Source organism: Leucothrix mucor DSM 2157, assembly GCF_000419525.1.
Lineage (GTDB): Bacteria > Pseudomonadota > Gammaproteobacteria > Thiotrichales > Thiotrichaceae > Leucothrix > Leucothrix mucor.
Map to the genome: position 1 here is coordinate 2,773,726 of NZ_ATTE01000001.1, position 20,509 is coordinate 2,794,234.

A 20,509-nucleotide genomic window follows, 5' to 3' on the forward strand; every position below is an offset into this window, starting at 1 on the left:
CTCCTTTCTACAAGGGAGCATTTAGAAATACAGTTGGTCTTCCAAGCTGCGGCCGTTAATTAATTGGCGGTATACCCAGCCTTGGGAGGCCAAATGTTGCAGCAAGACCAAATCAAGCCCCGCATGATTAATAGCATCGTACTCGATCACAAATCGCGATGGCGCACTAAAACTTACCTGTTTAACACCCGACAAACTCGCCAGTGATTGACTAATCATCGTTTCAGGTTGATCTAAACGCCCCATTATCAGCGTCAGGTAACTAGCCGCATCAGCAGCCTGCGACTGAGAAATATCAACGACGGCTTTTAGCTTGCCGTGCTCCAGATGCACCACGGTTTGGCACACTTTTTCCAACTCATCCAGATTATGAGAGCTGATAATAAAGGTTGCCTGTGTCGCCGCTTCACCAATCAATGCTCGCATCTGTTTTACATTTGGCGGATCAAGGCCTGCGGTTGGCTCATCCAGCAAAATCAATTCAGGACTGCCCATTAAGGCTTGCGCCAACATAACGCGCTTACGCATACCATGACTCAGCGCTTCAGGCTTTTGACTATAGGTTGCAGCCAGATCGACTTGCTCAAGCACTCGCATCACTTCTTTGTGAGCTGCGGCTTTGGAGAAGCCCTGCAAGCGAGCAAATAACTGCAATTGATGCCCGACACTAAAACGCGGGTCCAGTTGCGCATCTTGAGGCAATGCGGCTAAACGCCCACGTAGCGCCGTCGACCCCGGAGCCTGCCCTAATATTTTCAATTCGCCCGATGACGCTCGAAGATACCCACAGAGCAAACTAAATAAAGTCGTTTTACCCGCACCGTTTGGCCCGATTAGCGCAATTGGCGCGCCTGCTTCTAAACTTAAATCAACACCATCCAAAGCCAACGTACTGCCATAACGCTTGGTGAGGTTGTTACAGGTTAATAAGCTCACCAGTCACTCCGTTGCATCATGGTTCGACCCAAGCCGAGTAACACCAAGGTCTGAATTATCGGGATGGCGGCTAAACTCAAGGTATTCCATCCGGAAAGTTGTAGTAAAGCCGGAATCTGTGCGCCCGGTAATACCATGTCTAACAGCCATAACCCCGGAAACTGCACAGACAACCAACGGGTTGCAATAGAGAAAACAATCCAGATAATCACCGCATATAACGTGGCTTGACGAGCTGATTTAGCCATGGCGGACACCCAGGCCATTAGCGCGGTGTAAGGCAATAAAACCAAGAGTAAATTGACGAATAAGACACTGGCTAACTCAAGTCCCGGCAATAACAGGTTACTTTGTCGCGACCGGACTAATAAGAGCGTACTCGCGAGTGCCAAGATAATTAAGATTGCCAGAATCAACATCTGCCCCACAAAACGGCCAAGGAAAATACCATCCCGACTGGCTCGTAAATGTAGTAATCGCAATGTGCCCCGCGCTCGATCAGAGGCGGTTTGATCAGCAGTTAGCAGCACACAAAAAATGGGGAGCAAATACAAAGCAACTACCCAAAACACGGCCAACTCAGGAATCTGCCAAGACAGCAGATTATTAATTATTGTCGAATTAAAAAAGCTGACAATAATACCGCCCGGCGCATCGGCTGTGAAAAACTGCGCGGCACCATAAATGGCATAACGCAGTACCAAGGCCCACACCAGCGCAAATGCAGTCAGTGACAGCAGTCCACGTCTGGTTAAAAATAGCCGAGCTAGCTCATAGCGAGCAATAATTGCAATACTGTTCAAGGCTTCACCTTAGGAATTATCTGCTCGCATCATGCCGTGCTTCAGGGCTTACCGCAACCTTGAGGCATGGTGTTCACAGGCAAAGTAGCCAACGGTTTGTTCGACTGATCGGCATAGCTTAAACCGTAGCCATATTCAAATAAGGGCTTATTCTTACCTGTTAGTGCTTGCTCAAAGGCTGGCAATTTAAACTGTTTGATATGACTAGGCACACGGTTAATTGTGGTGGAACAAGGATGTCCCGGCCAGCTATACGCTAACCTGCCCTTAAAGTCATAACGCACTTTGCCATTCGCATTCTTAAACATAACATCACTGATTCCATCGGCTTCGGTGCCCGGTAACCAGGCCGCGATAACGGCGTCAGAGGCATTCAGGTAGTCGTTAATATATAAGGGTCTACCAGAGTACAGCACCGTGACGACCTTAAGCCCTTTTTGCTTGAGCGAGCGAATCAGCGCCAGATCTTTCTTATGAGTATCGCTTAGGGTAGATAACTGCAGTGTTTTCTTGCCCTTGATGTCACCAAAGAACTCGGTATAAGGCCTCTCACCAATCACAACTACTGCCGTATCAACACCATTCAGTTTTTCAGTGTCAGTCACAACTTTTGATTGCCCTACTAGTTTTGTCACGGCTTGTTTTAGTGTTTTAGAGCCGGGGAAATCTTCTTGTGTATTCTTGGTTCCCTGCCATGTCATGCTCCAGCCGCCGGTTTGCTTGCTGATATCTTCGAGCGCACTGCCAGCCAGTAATAGCTTATTATCTTGCGCCAGTGGTAGTACTGATCCATTGTTTTTCAGCAGCACCAATGATTTACGAACAGCTTTACGAGCCAGAGTTCTATGCTCGGCAGCTCCTATCAAAGCCTGATTACCTGCCAATGTGCGCTTTGATGGGCGTGACTTATTCCACATGCCCGCTCGTAGCTTCATTCTCAGGATACGGCTGACTGCATCATCAATTCGACTCATCGGGATTTCGCCAGTAGACGCTTGCTTAATCAAGTTCTCACGAAACGCTTTCCAGTCCTTATTGGCAGTCACCATCACAATATCAATACCAGCATTAATTGCCGCTGCGCAGGATTTAACGCTACACCCCTTGAGTGCCTCATGGCCATTCCAATCTGAAATCACCACGCCATCGAAACCCATTTTTTCTTTTAGTACTTCTGTAATCAAATAATGGCTACCATGAATCGGCAAGGCTTTCGCAGGTGAGGTGTTGTCAGCTTTCGAGTTATCGGGATGTACCCACTTATTAAATGACACCATGACCGCTTGCGCACCAGCATCCAATCCCGAAAAATAGCCTGAGGCGTGAAGGTTTCGGAGCAAATGTTCGTCGTAACGATTATTGCCTCGGTCTTTACCGAACTCAGTGCCGCCATCGCCAACCCAGTGCTTTACCGTCGCCAATAAACGCTGATCAGTTTTTAACTCTGCCGGCGTGCCTTGAAAACCTTCCACGACTTTTGAAGCATACTGATACACGCGCTGAGGGTCTTCAGAGTAACCCTCATAAGTACGCCCCCAGCGGTCATCCCGAGGAACGGCAACTGTTGGCGAGAAAGTCCAATCTAATCCCGTTGCCAAGACTTCTTTAGCTGTCGCTCGTGAAATGCGATACACCAAATCAGGGTCATTAGCGGCACCTAAGCCGATGTTATGTGGGTACAGCGTCGCACCATAGACATTATTATGACCATGCACCGCATCGGTCGCCCATAACAATGGCACACGGAAACCGCGCCCTTGGTAACCCTTCTCCAAGGCCAACCAATATTGATCGGCAAGGCTCACCCAATCGGCTGCTGAAGCATGCTTATTTTTACCCGGCCAGCTTCCGCCACCACTTAATATGGAACCAACTCGATATTGTGCTGCCTCACCAGGGGATATTTGCTGCAACTCTGGCTGAATCATTTGCCCGACTTTGTCATCAAGCGTCATTTTTTTAAGCAAGACTGAAACAGTCTGTTCAATTTTAAGATCCGCATACAACGATTTGTCCGCAACAGGCCAATCAGCATACTCCTTAAGGATCGGCTGATCGGGCTTACTGATTTTATCCAAGGGACGTTTTGGAAGAGATCCACACGCTGCAACGGATAATCCTAAAAATACGGTAATAAACGGTCTTAACATTTTCAGCCCTGATTAATATAGTTTTGTTTATCATTCGTTCTACCATCAGGGCATTAATACACGATGAATAATTGATGCTTGAGATGTTTTTTGGATTTTTTAAGGCAAACAATGAACCTTAACGCGTCCTTGTACGGGAATCTCCCCACTGACTAAATCGAATTTACGCCCAGCTGTCTAATGAATAAACAATGCGTCGAGGGAAATATTTACTTCCTCGAAACATAGCTTTATTATGGCATCGCTTGTGTAGGGAGTAGATTCGATGAACACTAGTTACAAGGTGATTTCGGATTATTAATTTTTTTATGGAGCGTGTTAAATTGCACAGCTGATTTGATTCATATTATGAGTCATTCCGGCGTTGTACTTGGTATTTGTAGATGCCATAGCAAACAATACGCTTTAAACTAATATGGAGCTGCCGATTTTGATTTCTCGATCAACAGAATCGTCAATCAATAACAAAAGCTGGGATGATGTTTTAGCTCGTTTTGATATTCAAGACCAAGAAGTTGGCCAAATAGGTATCAATGACACTGAAACCACAGACTCGGTTATTACTGACAAGGAGGGAAAGCAATCTCCTCGTTGGGCAGCACGTGCTATAGTACTGGTTGGTTGTACCGCCGCATTGGGAAATATCCCGTTGCAGTCGTTCATTCCAGGTGCCCCTACTGGCAATCACTTCGAGATAACTCTCGGCGACGAACAAGCGATTGCACCTCAAGCTGACACTAAAGCAGCTCCGGCTATCCAGCAGGCTAGCATCGCTATGCCTCCTCAGAGAACGCCGGTCTCCATTGCTTTGTCAAAAGAGCTTCCGGTAATTGACAGTGCTAAAGAGCTGGCTTTGCCAAGCAAAGCACTGGAAACTTATGTCGGACATGAGCTAATTAATACTCAGAGCGTTTGGCGTACATATACCGTGCAACGCTATGATGACCTGAACAACATCTTCACCAAGCTAAAACAGCGCAAGGCTCTCAGCACTCTTAAGAAAGATAAAGAAATTGCTAAAGCCCTTGAAGCGATGAAGCTTGGTACTATCGTTCGTGCTAAGTCACACAACGGTAAGCTTGAAGAGCTAGCATTCACTCCAGACAACAAGCAAAGCTTTGTTGTGATGCCAGACGCCGAAGGCAACTTCACCGGCAAGTGGCAAGAAAAAGTATTTGAAGTTCGTCAGGCCCGCGCTACGTTTGTGGTTAGACAGGGTTTATTTAATGACGGACGCAAACTGGAAGTACCTGACAATATTATTCGTCAAGTCATCAGCGTATTTGACTGGGATATCGATTTCTCCAAAGACGTACGCACTGGCGATCAGGTGACGGTTGTTTTTGAAAACATCTATCACCACGGAGACTTAGTGGGCAGCCAAAATTTATTGGCCGCAGAATTTATCAATAAAGGTAAAATTCACCGCACTATTCGTCATACCACTGCTCGTGGCTTAACCGACTACTTTACGCCGGAAGGCCGTGAAATGAAGCGTGCATTTATCCGGACTCCGGTTGCACATGCTCGCGTTTCTTCACGCTTTAATCCAGGCCGCTTCCACCCTGTATTGCATAAAATTCGTGCTCATAAAGGCACAGACTTTGCTGCAAAGACTGGCACCCCGATTATCGCAACAGGCGATGGTGTGATTCAGTTTAAAGGCACTAAAGGCGGCTACGGTAGAACAATTATCCTTAAGCACCGCGAAGGCTACAAAACGCTTTACGCACATATGTCTCGTTACAAAGACAGTCTAAAGCAAGGCCAAGTGGTTGCTCAAGGTGACATTATTGGCTATGTTGGCGCCAGCGGCTTGGCGACCGGCCCTCACTTACATTATGAGTTCAGCCATAACAACACACCGGTTGATTCAATGACCGTTGAGCTGCCCAACAGCATGTCACTCACATCTAAAGAGTTAATACACTTCAGAGCCGACGCGATCAATATGAATCTGCAGCTGGATGTTTTACACCGCTTCGCGATGGAAAACTTCGATATAAACAGCGCTACAGGTGGCTGAACAAGCTAATACCGACTACTTCATTGGCATCATGTCTGGAACCAGCATGGATGCCATTGATGCGGTGTTAGTCGGTTTTAACGAACAAGGTCACCCTCAAGGTCTGGAGGCTCACTCTCAGACCTTTCCGCCCGAGTTAAGAAATCAATTAATTGCCTGTATTCAGCCAGATTGGCAAGGGCCGCTTAGCGAGCTTGCCAGCCTACATGTCACCTTAGGTGAGCTGTATGCAGAAGCCAGCAATCACTTAATTAAAAAAAGCAAAATCCCACCAGAAGCAATAAGCGCTATTGGAAATCATGGGCAAACTGTTTGGCATCAACCTGATCAACCGCCCTACTTTAGTTGGCAGTTAGGCGATGCGAACCGTATCGCAGAACTCACTGGCATTACCACCGTTGCTGATTTTCGCAATCGCGACATGGCAGCGGGCGGCCAAGGCGCTCCACTAGTACCTGCATTTCATCAAGCCGTCTTTGCTCACTCCTCTAAGAATCGGGTAATCGTTAATATTGGTGGCATTTCTAATATCAGCGTACTTTGCACCGACCAACAGACCTTCGGATTTGATACTGGCCCCGGTAATGCTTTAATGGATGCCTGGAGCCTGCGCGAGCGTGGATTAGCTTATGATGAGTCTGGCAACTGGGCTAGAAGTGGCAAAGTGATTCCTGAGCTATTGAGTGCGCTTTTAGAAGATCCGTATTTTAAGCGAGGCTATCCTAAGAGCACCGGAAAAGAACACTTCAATTTGCACTGGTTAGACTCCAAGCTCAACACATCCATGGATGCAGCTGATGTGCAAGCCACACTGGTTGAGCTAACTGCACAGACTATTGTTGATAGCAGCACACAAGCCTGCAATGCAATTGATGAAGTGTATATTTGTGGGGGCGGCGCAAAGAATGACTATTTGATGCAACGTTTAAATGCGCTATTTTCACCCACAGTAGTTGGCACGACAGATGATTTAGGTGTGAATACAGATTGGGTCGAAGCAATGGCCTTTGCTTGGCTAGCAAGACAAACACTACTTGGACTGCCCGGAAACTTACCTGCCGTAACGGGCGCTTCCGGACTTAGAGTCTTGGGTGCGATTTATCCCGCAGGCTAGCCAAGCGATACCGGAATATTATCAATCAAGCGAATATCACCCAGATAAGCTGCCGCCAGAATCACTAAATCATTATCTTCTTCAGTTGCCGGCATCAGCGTTTTTGCAGCGCATACCGTAATGTAATCCGGCTTCAAACCTGCACGCTCCAAATCTGCCATAGCCTGCTGCTGTAAAGCTTCAAATGCCTTCTCGCCCGCTTTAAGCTTGGTTTCAATTATTCGTAGCACCCGATTAACATTGGGCGCTAATGAGCGCTGGTCCGGTGTCAGGCGATTATTACGGGAACTCATGGCTAAGCCATCCGCTTCTCGCACGGTTGGCGCACCGATAATTTCAACGGGTAAATTTAAATCAGCAACCATCTGACGAATAACCATCAGCTGCTGAAAATCCTTCTGACCAAATACGGCCACATCTGGTGCGACAATATTAAATAGTTTGCACACGACAGTCGCCACTCCACGAAAATGTCCGGGTCGCGAGCTACCTTCCAGCAAACTACTTAAGGATGGAATATCAACCTGCGTAACCAAGCCACCTTGCGGATACATCTCAGAAGCATTGGGATAAAACACCAAATCAACACCTTGCGCTTCCAGATGCTTAAGGTCGGCTTCTAGAGTACGGGGATAGGCATTAAGATCATCTTCACGATCAAATTGAGTGGGATTAACAAAGATAGATGCGACAGTGCGATCACAAATCTGCCCTGCTCGTGAAACTAAGTCCAGATGCCCTGCGTGCAGATTACCCATGGTAGGCACAAAACCAACGCGTTCACCTGAGGCTTTAAATGCCTGAACAGCTTCCCGAAGCTCTGCAATATGACTAATTACACGCATTGACACATCCTCAAATAAACGGCTTCGGCTGCTATTTAGCTAAGCGAATTAATGACTCATCTGACACCACATCCAGACACTCTGCTAGCGAAGTCCCATCTGGAAAGGTTATTTCTGGCGCAATTTCAAACAGCGGGTATAGCACAAACTCACGGTGCCGCATCCAGCGATGAGGCACCAGCAGGCGCTCGCTATCAATTTCCTGATCGGCATACAGCAGAATATCAAGATCCAGCGTTCGGGCCGACCAGCGCTCACCATTACGAACACGACCATGCTCATTCTCAAGCGACTGCAATAGATCAAGCAGTGCTTCTGGCTCAAGCAGCGTCTCAAAACCAGCTACCGCATTGATGTAATCCGGCTGATCCTGAGGGCCATGCGGCTTGCTCTGATAAAACGATGATACCGTCATGTCACGAACGGCCTCATTCGCCGTTAAAGCCTCAATCGCAGCAGCCAAGCTCTCTTCTGAACGACCGAGATTACTACCTAAACCAATATAACAACGCTGCCAACTCATTCCGACGCTGGGCCTCTACGCTTATTACGACGACGCTTCTTTTTCACATGCGGTACGGCTTTGCACATATCCAATTGGCGTTCGGTATCAGCTTTCTGGAACTCTTCCCACCACGCGGCACTGGCTTGCAGATTGACATCATTTTCAGCGACTGAACGCAGACATAAAAAGTCAAATGCAGCCCTGAAACGACGATTTTCTAGGAACGACGTCGCGCGACGGCATGACTTATAATCAAAGCGAGACTGCAATAACCAAATCTCACGCGTCACATTACTAAAGCGACGTGGCACGGCGGTAAAACGAACTTGATTGGCCAGCACATCACTAGCAGCCAACTGCATGCCCTGCGGGTCAGGATAAGACTCCTCCCGATAGCCTGCCTCAAGCTGCTTCATGGGTAACCACAGCATCACAGCAAATAAGAATGCCGGCGTTACCGACATACCAGCATTGATGCGCTTATCAGTATTCGCTAACGAATCCTCAATCAAGCGCAAAAAATGCCCTGATTGATCAGACTGCAACGCTTTTTCAGTCGCAGGGAATAAGCTATGAAATAAGCGATAGTCACGCAGCAATTGCAGCACTGGCAATGCCTGACCGCTATGAAATAACTTCAGTACTTCATCGAATAAGCGCGCAGAGGCGATATTCTCAAGCAATGGCGCTAATTCACGAATTGGCGCCTCACTGCTGGCTTCAATGCTTAAACCCAACTTACCTGCAAAACGAATGGCTCGCAGCATACGAACCGGATCTTCGCGATAACGTGTTTCCGGATCACCAATCAGACGTAGCTGACGCTTCTCCAAGTCATCCATTCCGCCCACAAAGTCGAGCACTTCGTCGCGGAAAATATCGTAAAACAGGGCATTGATGGCAAAGTCGCGGCGTACGGCATCTTCTTCGATATTGCCATAGACATTATCATGCAGAATTCGCCCTTCATGGCCAACCTGACCATGGTCAGAATCATTATGTGGCGCACGAAATGTGGCAACTTCATAATATTCACGGCCAAAATGCACATGCGCAAGCCGGAATCGACGCCCGATAATTCGGGTGCTCGGCAATACCGCTTTAATTTGCTCAGGGTGAGCATTAGTCGCGATATCGAAATCTTTCGGCTCTACTCCCAGCAACAAATCCCGCACGCAGCCACCCACCAAATAGGCGTCATAATTTGCCTCGTGCAGCGCACGCAGAATGGTTAGGGCTTTCGGATTGATGGATTCCTTTGATATTCCAAGCTTTGAGGCCGAGATAACAAGGGGGTCATGGTGTGTATGCTTCAAATTATAATTCCTATGGGTCGCATTTCCCTCGCTCTTGCAAGCAGTTTTGCGCCGGATAATAACACAATTCTAAAGGATAATACTCTTTGCCATAACAATAGCATCTTCCCTGCCTTTATCAGCCGGATAATAGCCACGGCGCAAGCCAATCTCATTAAATCCTTCGGACTCGTACAGTGCCAGCGCCGACTGATTTGAAGGACGAACCTCCAGAAAACACATATTGGCATCATAGTCGCGAGCAGCCAGCTTGAATACGCAATGCAACAACTGGCGCCCCCATCCCTGCCCCTGCCACTTTGGATTTACGCACAAATTCAAAATATGCGCCTCGCCCACCACTACAGACAGAAATAAATACCCGACAATATCCTTATCTTCCGAGGACTCCAACACCCAGCCGTGGTAATGAGTAGTATGCAGACAATCCCGCATAATTTTTTCAGTCCATGGGTGTGGGTAAGCTGCCAACTCAATAGGCATAATGGTTGAGATATCTTGCGCCAACATCGGGCGAAAATGAGTTTTGGGCAAAGCTGACATTACTCCATAGCCTGAGCGGCAAATAGCAGATCTTGCCAAGCATACGCTTTGAAACGCGGCTGGCTTAATAGGTAAAACGGGTGATAAGTGGCAACCATCGGCGCGTTAAAGCCGGGCTTACGATGTACTTTTTTGCGGAGTCTAGCCATTGGCTCTCGTGAACCCAATACACGCTGTACGGTATCGCGCCCCATTAACACCACCATTTCAGGCTTAATTAATTCGATTTGTCGCTGCAGATAAGATTCACAAGCTACAACCTGTAGCTCAGTGGGCGAGCCATCTAGCGGGGTACGGCATTTGAGCAAGCTGGTTACATAAACCTCGCTTTTGTCGACGCCCAAACTGCTCAGCATATTATTGAGAAGGATGCCACTTTCGCCGCTCATGGGCTGGCCTGCAATTTCATCTTCCAAACGCGGTACATCACCAACAAATAGCCACTTGGCTTGACGATTGCCGTCACCAAAGACCACCTGCTGACGGCCACGCGATAGATCGCAATTTTCACATTGCTCAACGGTCTGCTGCAAGTTAGCCCAATCCATCTCATGCAAGCCTTGAACAGGCACTGGAGTGATGGGCTTAACCACGGGCTTATCATCAAGCTCAGCAACCAGTTCAGCGATATTCGCACCAACCGAGCCTTGCAGCCCGCGAATCAAATCACTGGCAGCTGCCATGCCGGCTTGACGTTGCGCCTTTTCGACGACTGGCGCAGGAGCGGATTCATTAGCTGCCGGACTAGCATTTGATTCCAGCGGCCCTGCAACGGCTTGAGCATCGGCGAGCACTGAAGGATCAGGCACCGCCATATCACGGGAAATCCAAACCGGAATTCCCATCGCATTAAGGTATTCTATTTGCTGCTGGCTAACCGCCATGTAGCGAAGTTACACGCCGCTGAGCTGGGGATGTTCCCGCTCAACTTGAGTTGCAATTTTATTGAGCGCATCGATATACGCTTTGGCTGATGCCACAATAATATCGGTGTGCGCACCATTACCGTAAATCAGCTTGCCATCTTTCGCCAAACGTACCGTCACCTCACCTTGAGAGTCAGTCCCTTTGGTCACTGCATTCACTGAATAAAGCTCTAGCTTGGCGTCACTTCCCGTTATGGATTTAATCGCTGAATAAACGGCATCTACCGTGCCATCGCCAGCCGCTTCGGCTTTCACTTCTTTACCGTCAACCGATAGCGTGACGGTTGCCACAGGCGTTTCACCGGTTTCGGAACAAACGTGTGAGGAGACTAAAACATAACGCACTTTTTCAGGCGCTAAGCTAGTGTCATTAGCGATGATCCGTAGATCTTCATCGAAGACTTCGTGCTTCAGATCAGCAAGGTCTTTAAAGCGCGCAAACACTTCATTCAATTCAGACTCGGTTTCGATTTCAATACCTAACTCAACTAAACGACTCTTTAGCGCATTACGCCCAGAGTGCTTACCCAGCACGATTTTATTGTCTGACCAGCCCACATCCTGCGCGCGCATGATTTCGTAGGTTTCGCGGGATTTCAGCACGCCATCCTGATGAATGCCGGACTCATGCGCAAAAGCATTTGCCCCAACAATCGCTTTGTTTGGCTGAACCATAAAACCCGTGACGGAAGAGACCAAACGCGACGTTGGTACAATCACTGTGGAATCAATATTGGTATCGCAGCTAAACACGTCACGGCGGGTTCTGATCGCCATCACAACCTCTTCTAACGCCGCATTACCCGCACGCTCACCAAGGCCGTTGATTGTACACTCGACCTGACGCGCGCCATTTAACACCGCAGCCAGCGAGTTACTGACCGCAAGGCCTAAGTCGTTATGGCAATGCACTGAGAATATGGCTTTATCGGAGTTGGGGATATTCTCAATCAAACGCTTAATCAAGTCACCAAACTGGAATGGAATGGTATAACCCACTGTATCCGGAATATTGATAGTCGTCGCACCGGCATCAATGACCTGCTCGATTACACGGCATAGAAAATCAAATTCAGAACGACCAGCATCTTCCGGTGAAAACTCGACATTATCAGTAAATTGACGGGCATATTTCACCGCCTTAACTGCCTGCTCAACTACGGCATCCGGCTCCATGCGTAACTTGTCACGCATATGAATCGGTGAAGTCGCTAAAAAGGTGTGAATTCGTCCGGAGGCAGCGGGTTTAATCGCCTCTGCTACGCGCTCAATATCACGCTCAATGGCACGCGCCAAACCACAGATAGTACTGTTCTTAACCGCTTTAGCCACCGCTTGCACGGAAGCAAAGTCACCTGGGCTTGCTGCCGGAAATCCTGCCTCGATAACATCCACGCGCATCTTCTCAAGCATCTTGGCAATGCGGACTTTTTCTTCCAAAGTCATTGAGCAGCCGGGGCTTTGCTCGCCATCACGTAAGGTTGTATCAAAGACTATTAAACGATCATCGGACATGGTTCTCTCCTTGCCATTGCCGCGCTCATTGGCACGGCAATTAATATTATTTATTGTTAGTGCTTGTCGCCAGATTTAGCCGGCGTGTCATCCTCGTCATCGTCCAGCGTCAGGCTGATCGTGGGAATGGTTTTCACATAACCAAGCTTTCTAAGCACCCAATACACTGGGCCGGATAAGGCATAAACCAAGAATGCGGCAAACAGGACTTTCGGTGGGTCAATCGCTGCCAAAGCAAAGGCCAGTACCACCGCTAAAATTGCCAGATAAGGCACTTTGCTGCGGTAATCAAAATCTTTAAAACTGGTATAGAGCACATTGCTCACCATCAGCAAGCCCGCACTAATAGTTAGAATTAATGCAGGGATTTGTACCGAGCGCCCGGTTACATCCAAGTCATCAAAGAACCAGACCATACCGACCATAATTGCGGCAGAAGCAGGACTTGGTAAACCCACAAAGTAGCGCTTATCCACCTCTTCGATCTGCACATTAAATCGCGCTAAACGTAAGGCTGCACACGCAACATAGATGAAAGCCGCCATCCAACCCAGTTTGCCCCAAGCGGCTGACTCAACCGCCATGTGAACCAGTGCCCATTGGTAAATCACCACCGCAGGTGCTACACCAAAAGAGACTAAATCAGACAGGCTATCGTACTGTGCCCCGAAGTCAGACTGCGTATTGGTCCAGCGTGCAACGCGACCGTCCGCGCCATCCAGCACCATTGCCACAAACACAGCCACGGCAGCCACTTCGAAGCGGCCATTCATCGCTGCCACAATGGCATAAAAACCGCTGAACAGAGCCGCGGTTGTAATTAAGTTCGGTAATATATAGACACCTTTAGGCGGTGCAGACTTTTCAGTATTCATGGGCGCTATTATTAGCACAATTGCTGCTAAAAAAAAATCACTTCAATGAGGATTTGTCGGGTTTGTGGCAATGGTTCTTTTTGCCTGCCTGCTCCGGTATAGTAGCTCCCCCTTGCCGATCAAATAGTAATCACCTTAACCGCAAACACTGAGTTCATACATGGATACAAACAATGCAATGCAAGCGCCGGTAGCCAAGCGTCAAGCGGTGACCACGGAAATCCACGGCCATCAGCGCGAGGATGACTATGCTTGGTTACGAGAGAAATCAAATCCCGATGTAATCGCGTATCTGGATGCTGAAAATCAGTACACCCAGCATTGCATGCAACACACGACTGCGCTACAGACTTCACTGTATGAAGAAATGCTCAGCCATGTTGAAGAAAATGATGACTCAACACCGGTTAAAGTTGGCAACTATTACTACTATCACCGCATCAATGCCGGCCAGCAATATTGGGCACATTACCGCAAACCAATCGCGCCTGATGCCGTCGAAGAATTGTTATTGGATGAAAATGAGTTAGCAGAATCTGGTGGCCATGATTACTTTGAGCTGGGCGCATTAGAAATTAGCCCCGATCACCAATGGCTAGCCTACGCCACCGATACGACGGGTGCAGAAACCTACACCGTGCACGTCAAAGACTTAGCCAACGATAAATTACTGCCCGATACTCTGGAAAACTGCTCTGGCAATATTAGCTGGGGCGATAGCAACACGCTGTTTTACACGGTCGAAGAAGAAGAGACTAAACGTAGCGATAAGCTCTACCGCCACTATCTCGCGACCCCTCAAGCAGATGACGTTCTAATTTTTCATGAGCCAGATGTGCTGTTTGGCGTTTCTTCGCAACTCAGTAAAGATGAGCAATACCTGTTTATCGGCACCGATAGCATTGAAACCAGCGAATATCACTTTATCCCGACAGCCAATATTGATCAGCCAGCAAGATTAGTTCAGGCCCGCGAAACCGGCATGCGTTACTCCGTCGAACATCATCGTGATCAATTCTACATTGTCACCAATGCCGATGGCGCCACTCAGCAAAAGCTGATGACCTGCCCAGCTGCCACCCCAGATAAGGCATATTGGACAACATTGATTGCTCATCGCGACGACGTGCAATTAGAAGACATTGAATTGTTTGATGAGTTTCTAGTATGCAATGAACGCGCTAACGGCTTGCATCAACTGAATGTGATCCAGCTAAGTGACCAAAGCAGTCATTTAATCAGCTTTCCAGAGTCAGTATATACCGTTGGATTTGGTGCAAACCCTGAGTTTAATACCAGCACGCTACGCCTTGTTTATACCTCATTAGTCACGCCGCTATCGGTTTTCGATTACGATATGGCGAGCCGCAAACGGGTGCTGATGAAGCAAAAAGAAGTCCCCAATTACACGCCAGAGCATTACACCACCGAGCGCATTTATGCCACGGCAGACGATGGCACCCGCATTCCGATTTCATTGGTGTATCACAAGGATGCATGGAAGCAGCAAGCGACGTTCTGTCATTTATATGGCTATGGTTCTTACGGCATTACAGTGGAGCCTACCTTCTCGCCCACTCGCCTTTGTTTACTGGATCGTGGCATGGTTTTCGCCATTGCACACATTCGCGGCGAAGAAATTCATGGTCGTAGTTGGTATGAAGATGGCAAGTTTCTGAATAAACAGAATTCATTCTCTGATTTTATTAGCTGCGCCAAGCACCTGATTAGCGAAGGTTACACGCAGCCGAAAAAATTATCGATTGAAGGCCGTAGTGCCGGTGGCTTGCTAATGGGTGCGGTGCTAAACCAAGCGCCAGAATTATTCAGCGTCGCCTTAGCGGGCGTACCATTTGTGGATGTGGTCAATACCATGCTGGATGAATCGATTCCACTGACTACAGGTGAGTTTGAAGAATGGGGAAACCCTAAGGACGAGACTTATTACCACTACATGCTCTCCTACTCGCCCTATGACAATGTCGTAGCGCAAGACTACCCCACTATATTAGTTACAGCGGGCTTAAATGATCCACGGGTTCAATATTGGGAGCCGGCGAAATGGGTGGCTAAATTACGCGCCACTAAAACGGATACCAATCCACTGCTGCTACACATGCACATGGGAGCCGGTCATTTTGCTTCATCCGGACGCTATGCTTACTTAAAGGATCTGGCATTTGATTATGCCTTTTTGCTGGATCAGCTGGGAATCGCGGACGCGAGAATCGAAGGCTAAAAAGCAATTCGGGCAGTGGTGCGAAACACCCTGCCCGAATTTGTCATACGGCTAGAACTAAAACTTAACGAAAAGCCGCTTTAAACGCCATTCCTAATACATCATCAATGATGGAACCATCACCGTCAGAATCCAGCAAGCTGCCTAAAATTCCGGGAGATGCTTTTTGAGTCGCTGCCGGCGCAGAACTACCACCGAAAATTTGCTTACCTAAAGAGCCCATTACCATCGTCGCGACAACTGGCAACATCTTCTTTAATAAGCTCGCACCTAAACCGGTTTCCTGAGCAGCATTGGTCGCCACATTGCGGCTAACATCTTTGCTACCAAAGATATGGCCTAATATTGAGTTACCATCTTTAGTTGTTTCTTCACGACCCAGCACACCTGGGTCATCAATGTATTTAGCGTGATTACCCGTGCCTAATGCATTGATCAAACTATCAAGGCCAGCACTGTCTTGAGTGTGGTGCTTCATACCACGGGTTAATGATGGCGCTAAAGACGCAACTGCATCACGCGCTTGCGCTTCACTCACACCAAACTGACGCGCCAATGCGCTTACTGCATCATTATTTTGGCCGCCTAGTAGCAAATCTGTAACGTTCAAATTTCCATCTCCTTAACAGTTTTCTTATGCATCACCAGCCTATGTGACCGGCGATGTTCCTACGATAATATTATACTAACTTAGTAGCAGTTGTAATTAATGCGGCAGTTGCGATTATCGCGGCCTCGACGATTATCTCGACCACCACCAATACTCACACGGTTATTACTGTCGTTGTTACGGACACGATTATCATTGCCGTGATTATGCACTCGAACGTCATTCGGGGAAATTCTTACCCGACTACGGTCATAGACAGGTGGACGGTAGTAACGCTTGTACAAACGATTTGGCACATTACGCTGATTAGCCCCCGACCAGCGACGGTAATCACGCGAATACTGCCAACCGTTGTTGTGGTAACGGTAGTAGTTTCCATTATCCCAGTACACATTCGACAAGCCGATTAGGGCATATAAGCCCAGCGCTGAATCGTAACGTACGCGGTGATTATGAGGCGTGTGACTTAGATAGTGATGGCCGCTATGGTAGTTGTTACTACTGGCAGAAACCCTGACTCGTGTATCGTCACATGCGACCAGAAACACGCTGGACAGGGCAATAATTGCTATCATCTTCGCTGGAAGTTTTTTAATGTTCATTATATGGACACTCTGTTTTATGGTTGTACTCTTTTGAGTCCAGAGGCATTCAGAAGTTCAGTTGATAGATGTCGACATTGGAGTTACTGAGGTCCGGCTTTGTATAGCGCCAGCCGTGTTTTTTATAGAATGCGACACCCCGTTCATTGGTCGAACTCACCGGAATTCTGGCGCCATTACAGCCCAATTCGCGCAAGGTATGCACCAAGTAATCGTGCATTTTAGAGCCGATACCACTACCACGCTTTTCACGGATAAGATAAAACAAAGGAATGAAGGTTTTATCGGTGAATAAGGTTTCTACATGAAACTCAATCTGCCCGACAATCTGCGAGCCTTCCCAGACATGAATAACGCCGTAGGGATAGGTTTTCTGAAAGGTTTTGAGTCGTTCAAGGTAGTCTGCGCCGCCCTCGCCCATAACGGACTCAAATGACTTTTCGGCGCCATAATTAATCAGGAAAGAATCCCGACGAAAGGCAATGCAACTGTCCTGATCATGCTCAATATCAGCTAGTCTGAACTCAATGGATGATGGATTAACCACGCTTACGCTCCCCACTGCAAAATAAGAAAGCCTGCTTAACAGGTCTTGTTATCTCTGAGTGCATCCAACCCGCAAAAGGTTCGATGCACTCATCGATTAAGCATCATTCATATTTTTTATGCAACTTCAGCGGCTCACTGCGCTTACGCATACGAATATTCAGTGCTTCCACACTCAGCGAGAACAGCATCGCAAAGTAGATGTAACCTTTTGGTACATGAACATCTAAACCTTCCAACAACAAGGTCAGCCCAACTACGATCAGGAACGATAAAGCCAGAATTTTGATAGTGGGATGTGCATCTACAAATTCACCAATCGACTTAGATGCCAACAGCATAATGCCGACGGCAATAACAATCGCAATTGCCATGATCGACACATGATCAACCAAACCAACAGCCGTAATAACCGAATCCAGTGAGAACACAATATCCAGAATCGCAATCTGAATTAGCACCATCATAAAGCCATTGGCTTTACCGGAAGCGGTTTGCTCTTCTTCAGCACCTTCAATGCTGTTGTGGATTTCATGCGTCGACTTGGCCAACAGGAATAGTCCACCCAGAATCAGAATAAGATCCCGTCCGGAGATCTCCTGCCCGAAGACACTAAACCAAGGATCAGTAAGCCCCATGACCCAAGAAATAGAGAACAACAAGGCTAAGCGCGTGAACATCGCCAGCATAATACCCAAGCGGCGGGCTCGGTCGCGTTGTTCATCCGGCAGACGCGCCACCAAAATCGAAATGAAAATAATGTTATCGATACCCAGCACAATTTCCAGTGCGGTTAACGTTGCCAGAGCAACCCATGCCTCCGGGCTGGCGATCCATTCAAACATTGTAACTCCTGCTTATTATTCGAGATTCTTCGTTATGGATCATTCGCCAAGACCAAAGTCACCTTCAGTCTTGGCGATAGCGAATTCTTAAGAACTCGCCTTCTTGTTATTGAGTTGCTGGCGCACACGGGCAGCCTGTTTACGTGCCTTATTAATCTCAATGCGCTCAGCAACCGCGCCACCAATATGCGCTTCGCCACGCTGATTCGCCAGCTGAATTTGCTTTTCACGCTCGGCAAAACGCGCTTTTTTATCATCAGTGACTTTATCGAAACAGGCAGGACAACTCACGCCTGGAATATACTTTTCATTGGCTTTGTCTTCATCGGTAATGGGCAAGCGGCAAGCATGGCATTGGTCATAACCACCGCGCTCCAGCTGATGGTTGACCGTCACCCGATCATCAAACACGAAGCACTCGCCTTCCCACAAGCTTTCTGCCTCATCGACATTTTCCAGATATTTTAGAATGCCGCCTTTCAGGTGATACACCTCGTCGATGCCCTGCTCTTTTAAGTAAGCCGTGGATTTTTCACAGCGAATACCGCCGGTGCAAAACATGGCCACTTTTTTAGGTTTCTTTGGTAACACATGATCAGCGATATACGCTGGGAATTCGCGGAAACTATCTGTCTTAGGATTAATTGCATCCTTGAAAGTACCCACCTGATATTCATAATCATTGCGGGTATCAATCAGCAATACATCGGGGTCACTAATCAGCGCATTCCAGTCTTTAGGATCAACATAGGTGCCGACCACGCGTCGAGGATCAATCCCCTCCACACCCATGGTGACAATCTCTTTTTTGAGTTTGACCTTGGTGCGCTTAAACGGCATCACATCAGAAAGCGACTCTTTGCTATCCAACTCTGCCAATCGTGGGTCTTGGCGTAGCCAGTTTAAAACGGCATCAATGCCTTCACGACTACCGGCAATGGTTCCGTTGATTCCTTCTTGTGCCAGCAGCAAGGTACCGGTTACGGCATTGTCCAGCATTACATCCAATAATGGCTGACGCAGGTCTTCGAATTTTTCCAGCGTTGCAAATTTATACAACGCGCATACAACAGTTTGAGGCATAACAATTTCCTGTGCGGTTCGAATCGTAAATCCGAAGCATTAAAAAGGCGCATTATACAAATAATGTCAGGAAAATCACCCTGTTCCGTGCTAAGCCTATGAATTTAATGGTGGATGAGCCCAATCAACGGTAGAATGACGCGCTTGCAGGGAACCCTGCGCGAATTACATTACAGGATTAAGCGATGCTGGAAATCGGGCGCATCAATACATTACAAGTATACAAAGAAGTCTCTTTTGGCCTTTACCTAGACGGCGGTGAAGCCGGTGAAATTTTACTGCCAAAACGCTACATACCAGAAGGCACGCGTGTGCAGGACTGGCTAGACGTTTTCATCTATCTGGACTCTGAAGACCGTCTGATTGCCACCACTGAAACACCTAAAGTGATGGTGGATGAGTGCGCGTTTCTGAAAGTGGTTTCAGTCACCCCAGTCGGCGCATTTTTAGACTGGGGCTTGCCTAAAGACTTACTGGTTCCGTTCAATGAGCAAGACCGCCCGATGGTTGTCGGACGTTCCTATGTCGTTGTTGTCGCGTTAGATGATGCCACCAATCGCATTATCGCCTCATCACGACTGCAGGACTATTTGGATGAAGAAGCGGATGAGCACATCAGCGTCGGACAAAAGGTCGACTTGCTAGTGAGTGGCCATACGGACTTGGGCTATAAAGCCGTCATTAATAGCGATTACATTGGCCTTATTTTCGCCAATGAAACCTTCCGCGAGCTACGTCCGGGTACTGAGCTAAGTGGCTATGTAAAAACCATTCGCCCCGATGGCAAAATTGATTTGCGTATTGATCCTGGCAAAGAAACGGTTGTTGATACCCTTTCCGAAACCATTTTGCGCCACTTAAGCAATAATGGCGGAACCTCGCAATTAACGGATAAAAGCCCACCAGAAGCGATTTATCGCAGCTTTGGTGTGAGTAAAGCCAATTACAAACGCGCACTAGGCCGCTTGTATAAGCAGAAAAAAATCCTGATTACTGCTGAAGAAATTAGCTTGAACGAGGCCACCTAAGC

19 protein-coding genes are annotated in these 20,509 nt (G+C 47.8%); 4 read left to right on the forward strand and 15 right to left on the reverse strand.

Annotation, left to right across the window (positions count from 1 at the left end; genetic code table 11):
- Positions 1-21: 21 nt before the first annotated feature.
- From LEUMU_RS0112525 to LEUMU_RS25910, 3 genes are read right to left on the reverse strand one after another with little or no spacing between them, the layout of a single operon-like run.
- Entirely contained in the window at positions 22-936 is a 915-nt protein-coding gene (locus LEUMU_RS0112525) for an ABC transporter ATP-binding protein (RefSeq protein ID WP_022952630.1), read from the reverse strand.
- On the reverse strand, positions 933-1,739 hold the full coding sequence (locus LEUMU_RS0112530) for an ABC transporter permease subunit (RefSeq protein ID WP_022952631.1): 807 nt from the start codon (positions 1,737-1,739) through the stop codon (positions 933-935). The genes LEUMU_RS0112525 and LEUMU_RS0112530 overlap by 4 nt, the downstream gene beginning before the upstream one ends.
- A gap of 41 nt (positions 1,740-1,780) precedes the next feature.
- Positions 1,781-3,889 (reverse strand): glycoside hydrolase family 3 protein, encoded by a 2,109-nt coding sequence (locus tag LEUMU_RS25910; protein WP_084708096.1) that lies wholly within the window; start codon positions 3,887-3,889, stop codon positions 1,781-1,783.
- Positions 3,890-4,319: 430 nt separating this feature from the next.
- Here LEUMU_RS25910 and LEUMU_RS25915 point away from each other — a divergent pair, with 430 nt between their 5' ends.
- Positions 4,320-5,915 (forward strand): peptidoglycan DD-metalloendopeptidase family protein, encoded by a 1,596-nt coding sequence (locus LEUMU_RS25915; RefSeq protein WP_169446423.1) that lies wholly within the window; start codon positions 4,320-4,322, stop codon positions 5,913-5,915.
- Positions 5,908-7,029 (forward strand): anhydro-N-acetylmuramic acid kinase, encoded by a 1,122-nt coding sequence (locus LEUMU_RS0112545; RefSeq protein ID WP_022952634.1) that lies wholly within the window; start codon positions 5,908-5,910, stop codon positions 7,027-7,029. Before LEUMU_RS25915 ends, LEUMU_RS0112545 begins: the two co-directional genes overlap by 8 nt.
- Here LEUMU_RS0112545 and panC read toward each other — a convergent pair.
- The 7 genes from panC to pssA form a co-directional block, all read right to left on the reverse strand.
- The gene (gene panC, locus LEUMU_RS0112550) at positions 7,026-7,874 is read right to left on the reverse strand and encodes a pantoate--beta-alanine ligase (protein WP_022952635.1); all 849 of its coding nucleotides are present in this window, start codon (positions 7,872-7,874) and stop codon (positions 7,026-7,028) included. The two genes, LEUMU_RS0112545 and panC, sit on opposite strands and share 4 nt — an antisense overlap.
- A gap of 31 nt (positions 7,875-7,905) precedes the next feature.
- Positions 7,906-8,397 (reverse strand): 2-amino-4-hydroxy-6-hydroxymethyldihydropteridine diphosphokinase, encoded by a 492-nt coding sequence (folK, locus tag LEUMU_RS0112555; protein ID WP_022952636.1) that lies wholly within the window; start codon positions 8,395-8,397, stop codon positions 7,906-7,908.
- Complete coding sequence (gene pcnB, locus LEUMU_RS0112560) at positions 8,394-9,695, reverse strand: polynucleotide adenylyltransferase PcnB (RefSeq protein ID WP_022952637.1); 1,302 nt, start codon at positions 9,693-9,695, stop codon at positions 8,394-8,396. Before pcnB ends, folK begins: the two co-directional genes overlap by 4 nt.
- 69 nt (positions 9,696-9,764) lie before the next feature.
- The gene (gene rimI, locus LEUMU_RS0112565; RefSeq protein ID WP_022952638.1) at positions 9,765-10,238 is read right to left on the reverse strand and encodes a ribosomal protein S18-alanine N-acetyltransferase; all 474 of its coding nucleotides are present in this window, start codon (positions 10,236-10,238) and stop codon (positions 9,765-9,767) included.
- On the reverse strand, positions 10,238-11,122 hold the full coding sequence (locus LEUMU_RS28065; RefSeq protein ID WP_022952639.1) for a uracil-DNA glycosylase: 885 nt from the start codon (positions 11,120-11,122) through the stop codon (positions 10,238-10,240). The genes rimI and LEUMU_RS28065 overlap by 1 nt, the downstream gene beginning before the upstream one ends.
- 9 nt (positions 11,123-11,131) lie before the next feature.
- Positions 11,132-12,679 carry a 2-isopropylmalate synthase gene (locus tag LEUMU_RS0112575; protein ID WP_022952640.1) on the reverse strand — a complete coding sequence of 516 codons (1,548 nt, stop codon included), beginning with the start codon at positions 12,677-12,679 and terminating at the stop codon, positions 11,132-11,134.
- Positions 12,680-12,735: 56 nt separating this feature from the next.
- Complete coding sequence (gene pssA / locus LEUMU_RS25925) at positions 12,736-13,554, reverse strand: CDP-diacylglycerol--serine O-phosphatidyltransferase (RefSeq protein ID WP_022952641.1); 819 nt, start codon at positions 13,552-13,554, stop codon at positions 12,736-12,738.
- Between the two features lie 160 nt (positions 13,555-13,714).
- On the opposite strand from pssA, the gene LEUMU_RS0112585 reads away from it, so the two are divergent.
- Positions 13,715-15,793 carry a S9 family peptidase gene (locus LEUMU_RS0112585; protein ID WP_022952642.1) on the forward strand — a complete coding sequence of 693 codons (2,079 nt, stop codon included), beginning with the start codon at positions 13,715-13,717 and terminating at the stop codon, positions 15,791-15,793.
- Between the two features lie 64 nt (positions 15,794-15,857).
- Here the strand turns inward: LEUMU_RS0112585 and LEUMU_RS0112590 are convergent, their stop codons facing one another.
- The 5 genes from LEUMU_RS0112590 to trhO form a co-directional block, all read right to left on the reverse strand.
- Complete coding sequence (locus tag LEUMU_RS0112590) at positions 15,858-16,403, reverse strand: DUF937 domain-containing protein (RefSeq protein WP_022952643.1); 546 nt, start codon at positions 16,401-16,403, stop codon at positions 15,858-15,860.
- Between the two features lie 80 nt (positions 16,404-16,483).
- Entirely contained in the window at positions 16,484-17,005 is a 522-nt protein-coding gene (locus LEUMU_RS0112595; RefSeq protein WP_022952644.1) for a hypothetical protein, read from the reverse strand.
- Positions 17,006-17,054: 49 nt separating this feature from the next.
- Complete coding sequence (locus LEUMU_RS0112600) at positions 17,055-17,552, reverse strand: GNAT family N-acetyltransferase (protein WP_022952645.1); 498 nt, start codon at positions 17,550-17,552, stop codon at positions 17,055-17,057.
- Positions 17,553-17,655: 103 nt separating this feature from the next.
- Positions 17,656-18,396, reverse strand: coding sequence for a TerC family protein (locus tag LEUMU_RS0112605; RefSeq protein ID WP_022952646.1), 741 nt, complete (start codon positions 18,394-18,396; stop codon positions 17,656-17,658).
- 87 nt (positions 18,397-18,483) lie between these two features.
- Positions 18,484-19,479, reverse strand: a complete 996-nt coding sequence (gene trhO, locus LEUMU_RS0112610) for an oxygen-dependent tRNA uridine(34) hydroxylase TrhO (RefSeq protein ID WP_022952647.1) — start codon at positions 19,477-19,479, stop codon at positions 18,484-18,486.
- Positions 19,480-19,664: 185 nt separating this feature from the next.
- On the opposite strand from trhO, the gene LEUMU_RS0112615 reads away from it, so the two are divergent.
- Positions 19,665-20,507, forward strand: coding sequence for a CvfB family protein (locus LEUMU_RS0112615; protein ID WP_022952648.1), 843 nt, complete (start codon positions 19,665-19,667; stop codon positions 20,505-20,507).
- Positions 20,508-20,509: the final 2 nt, after the last annotated feature.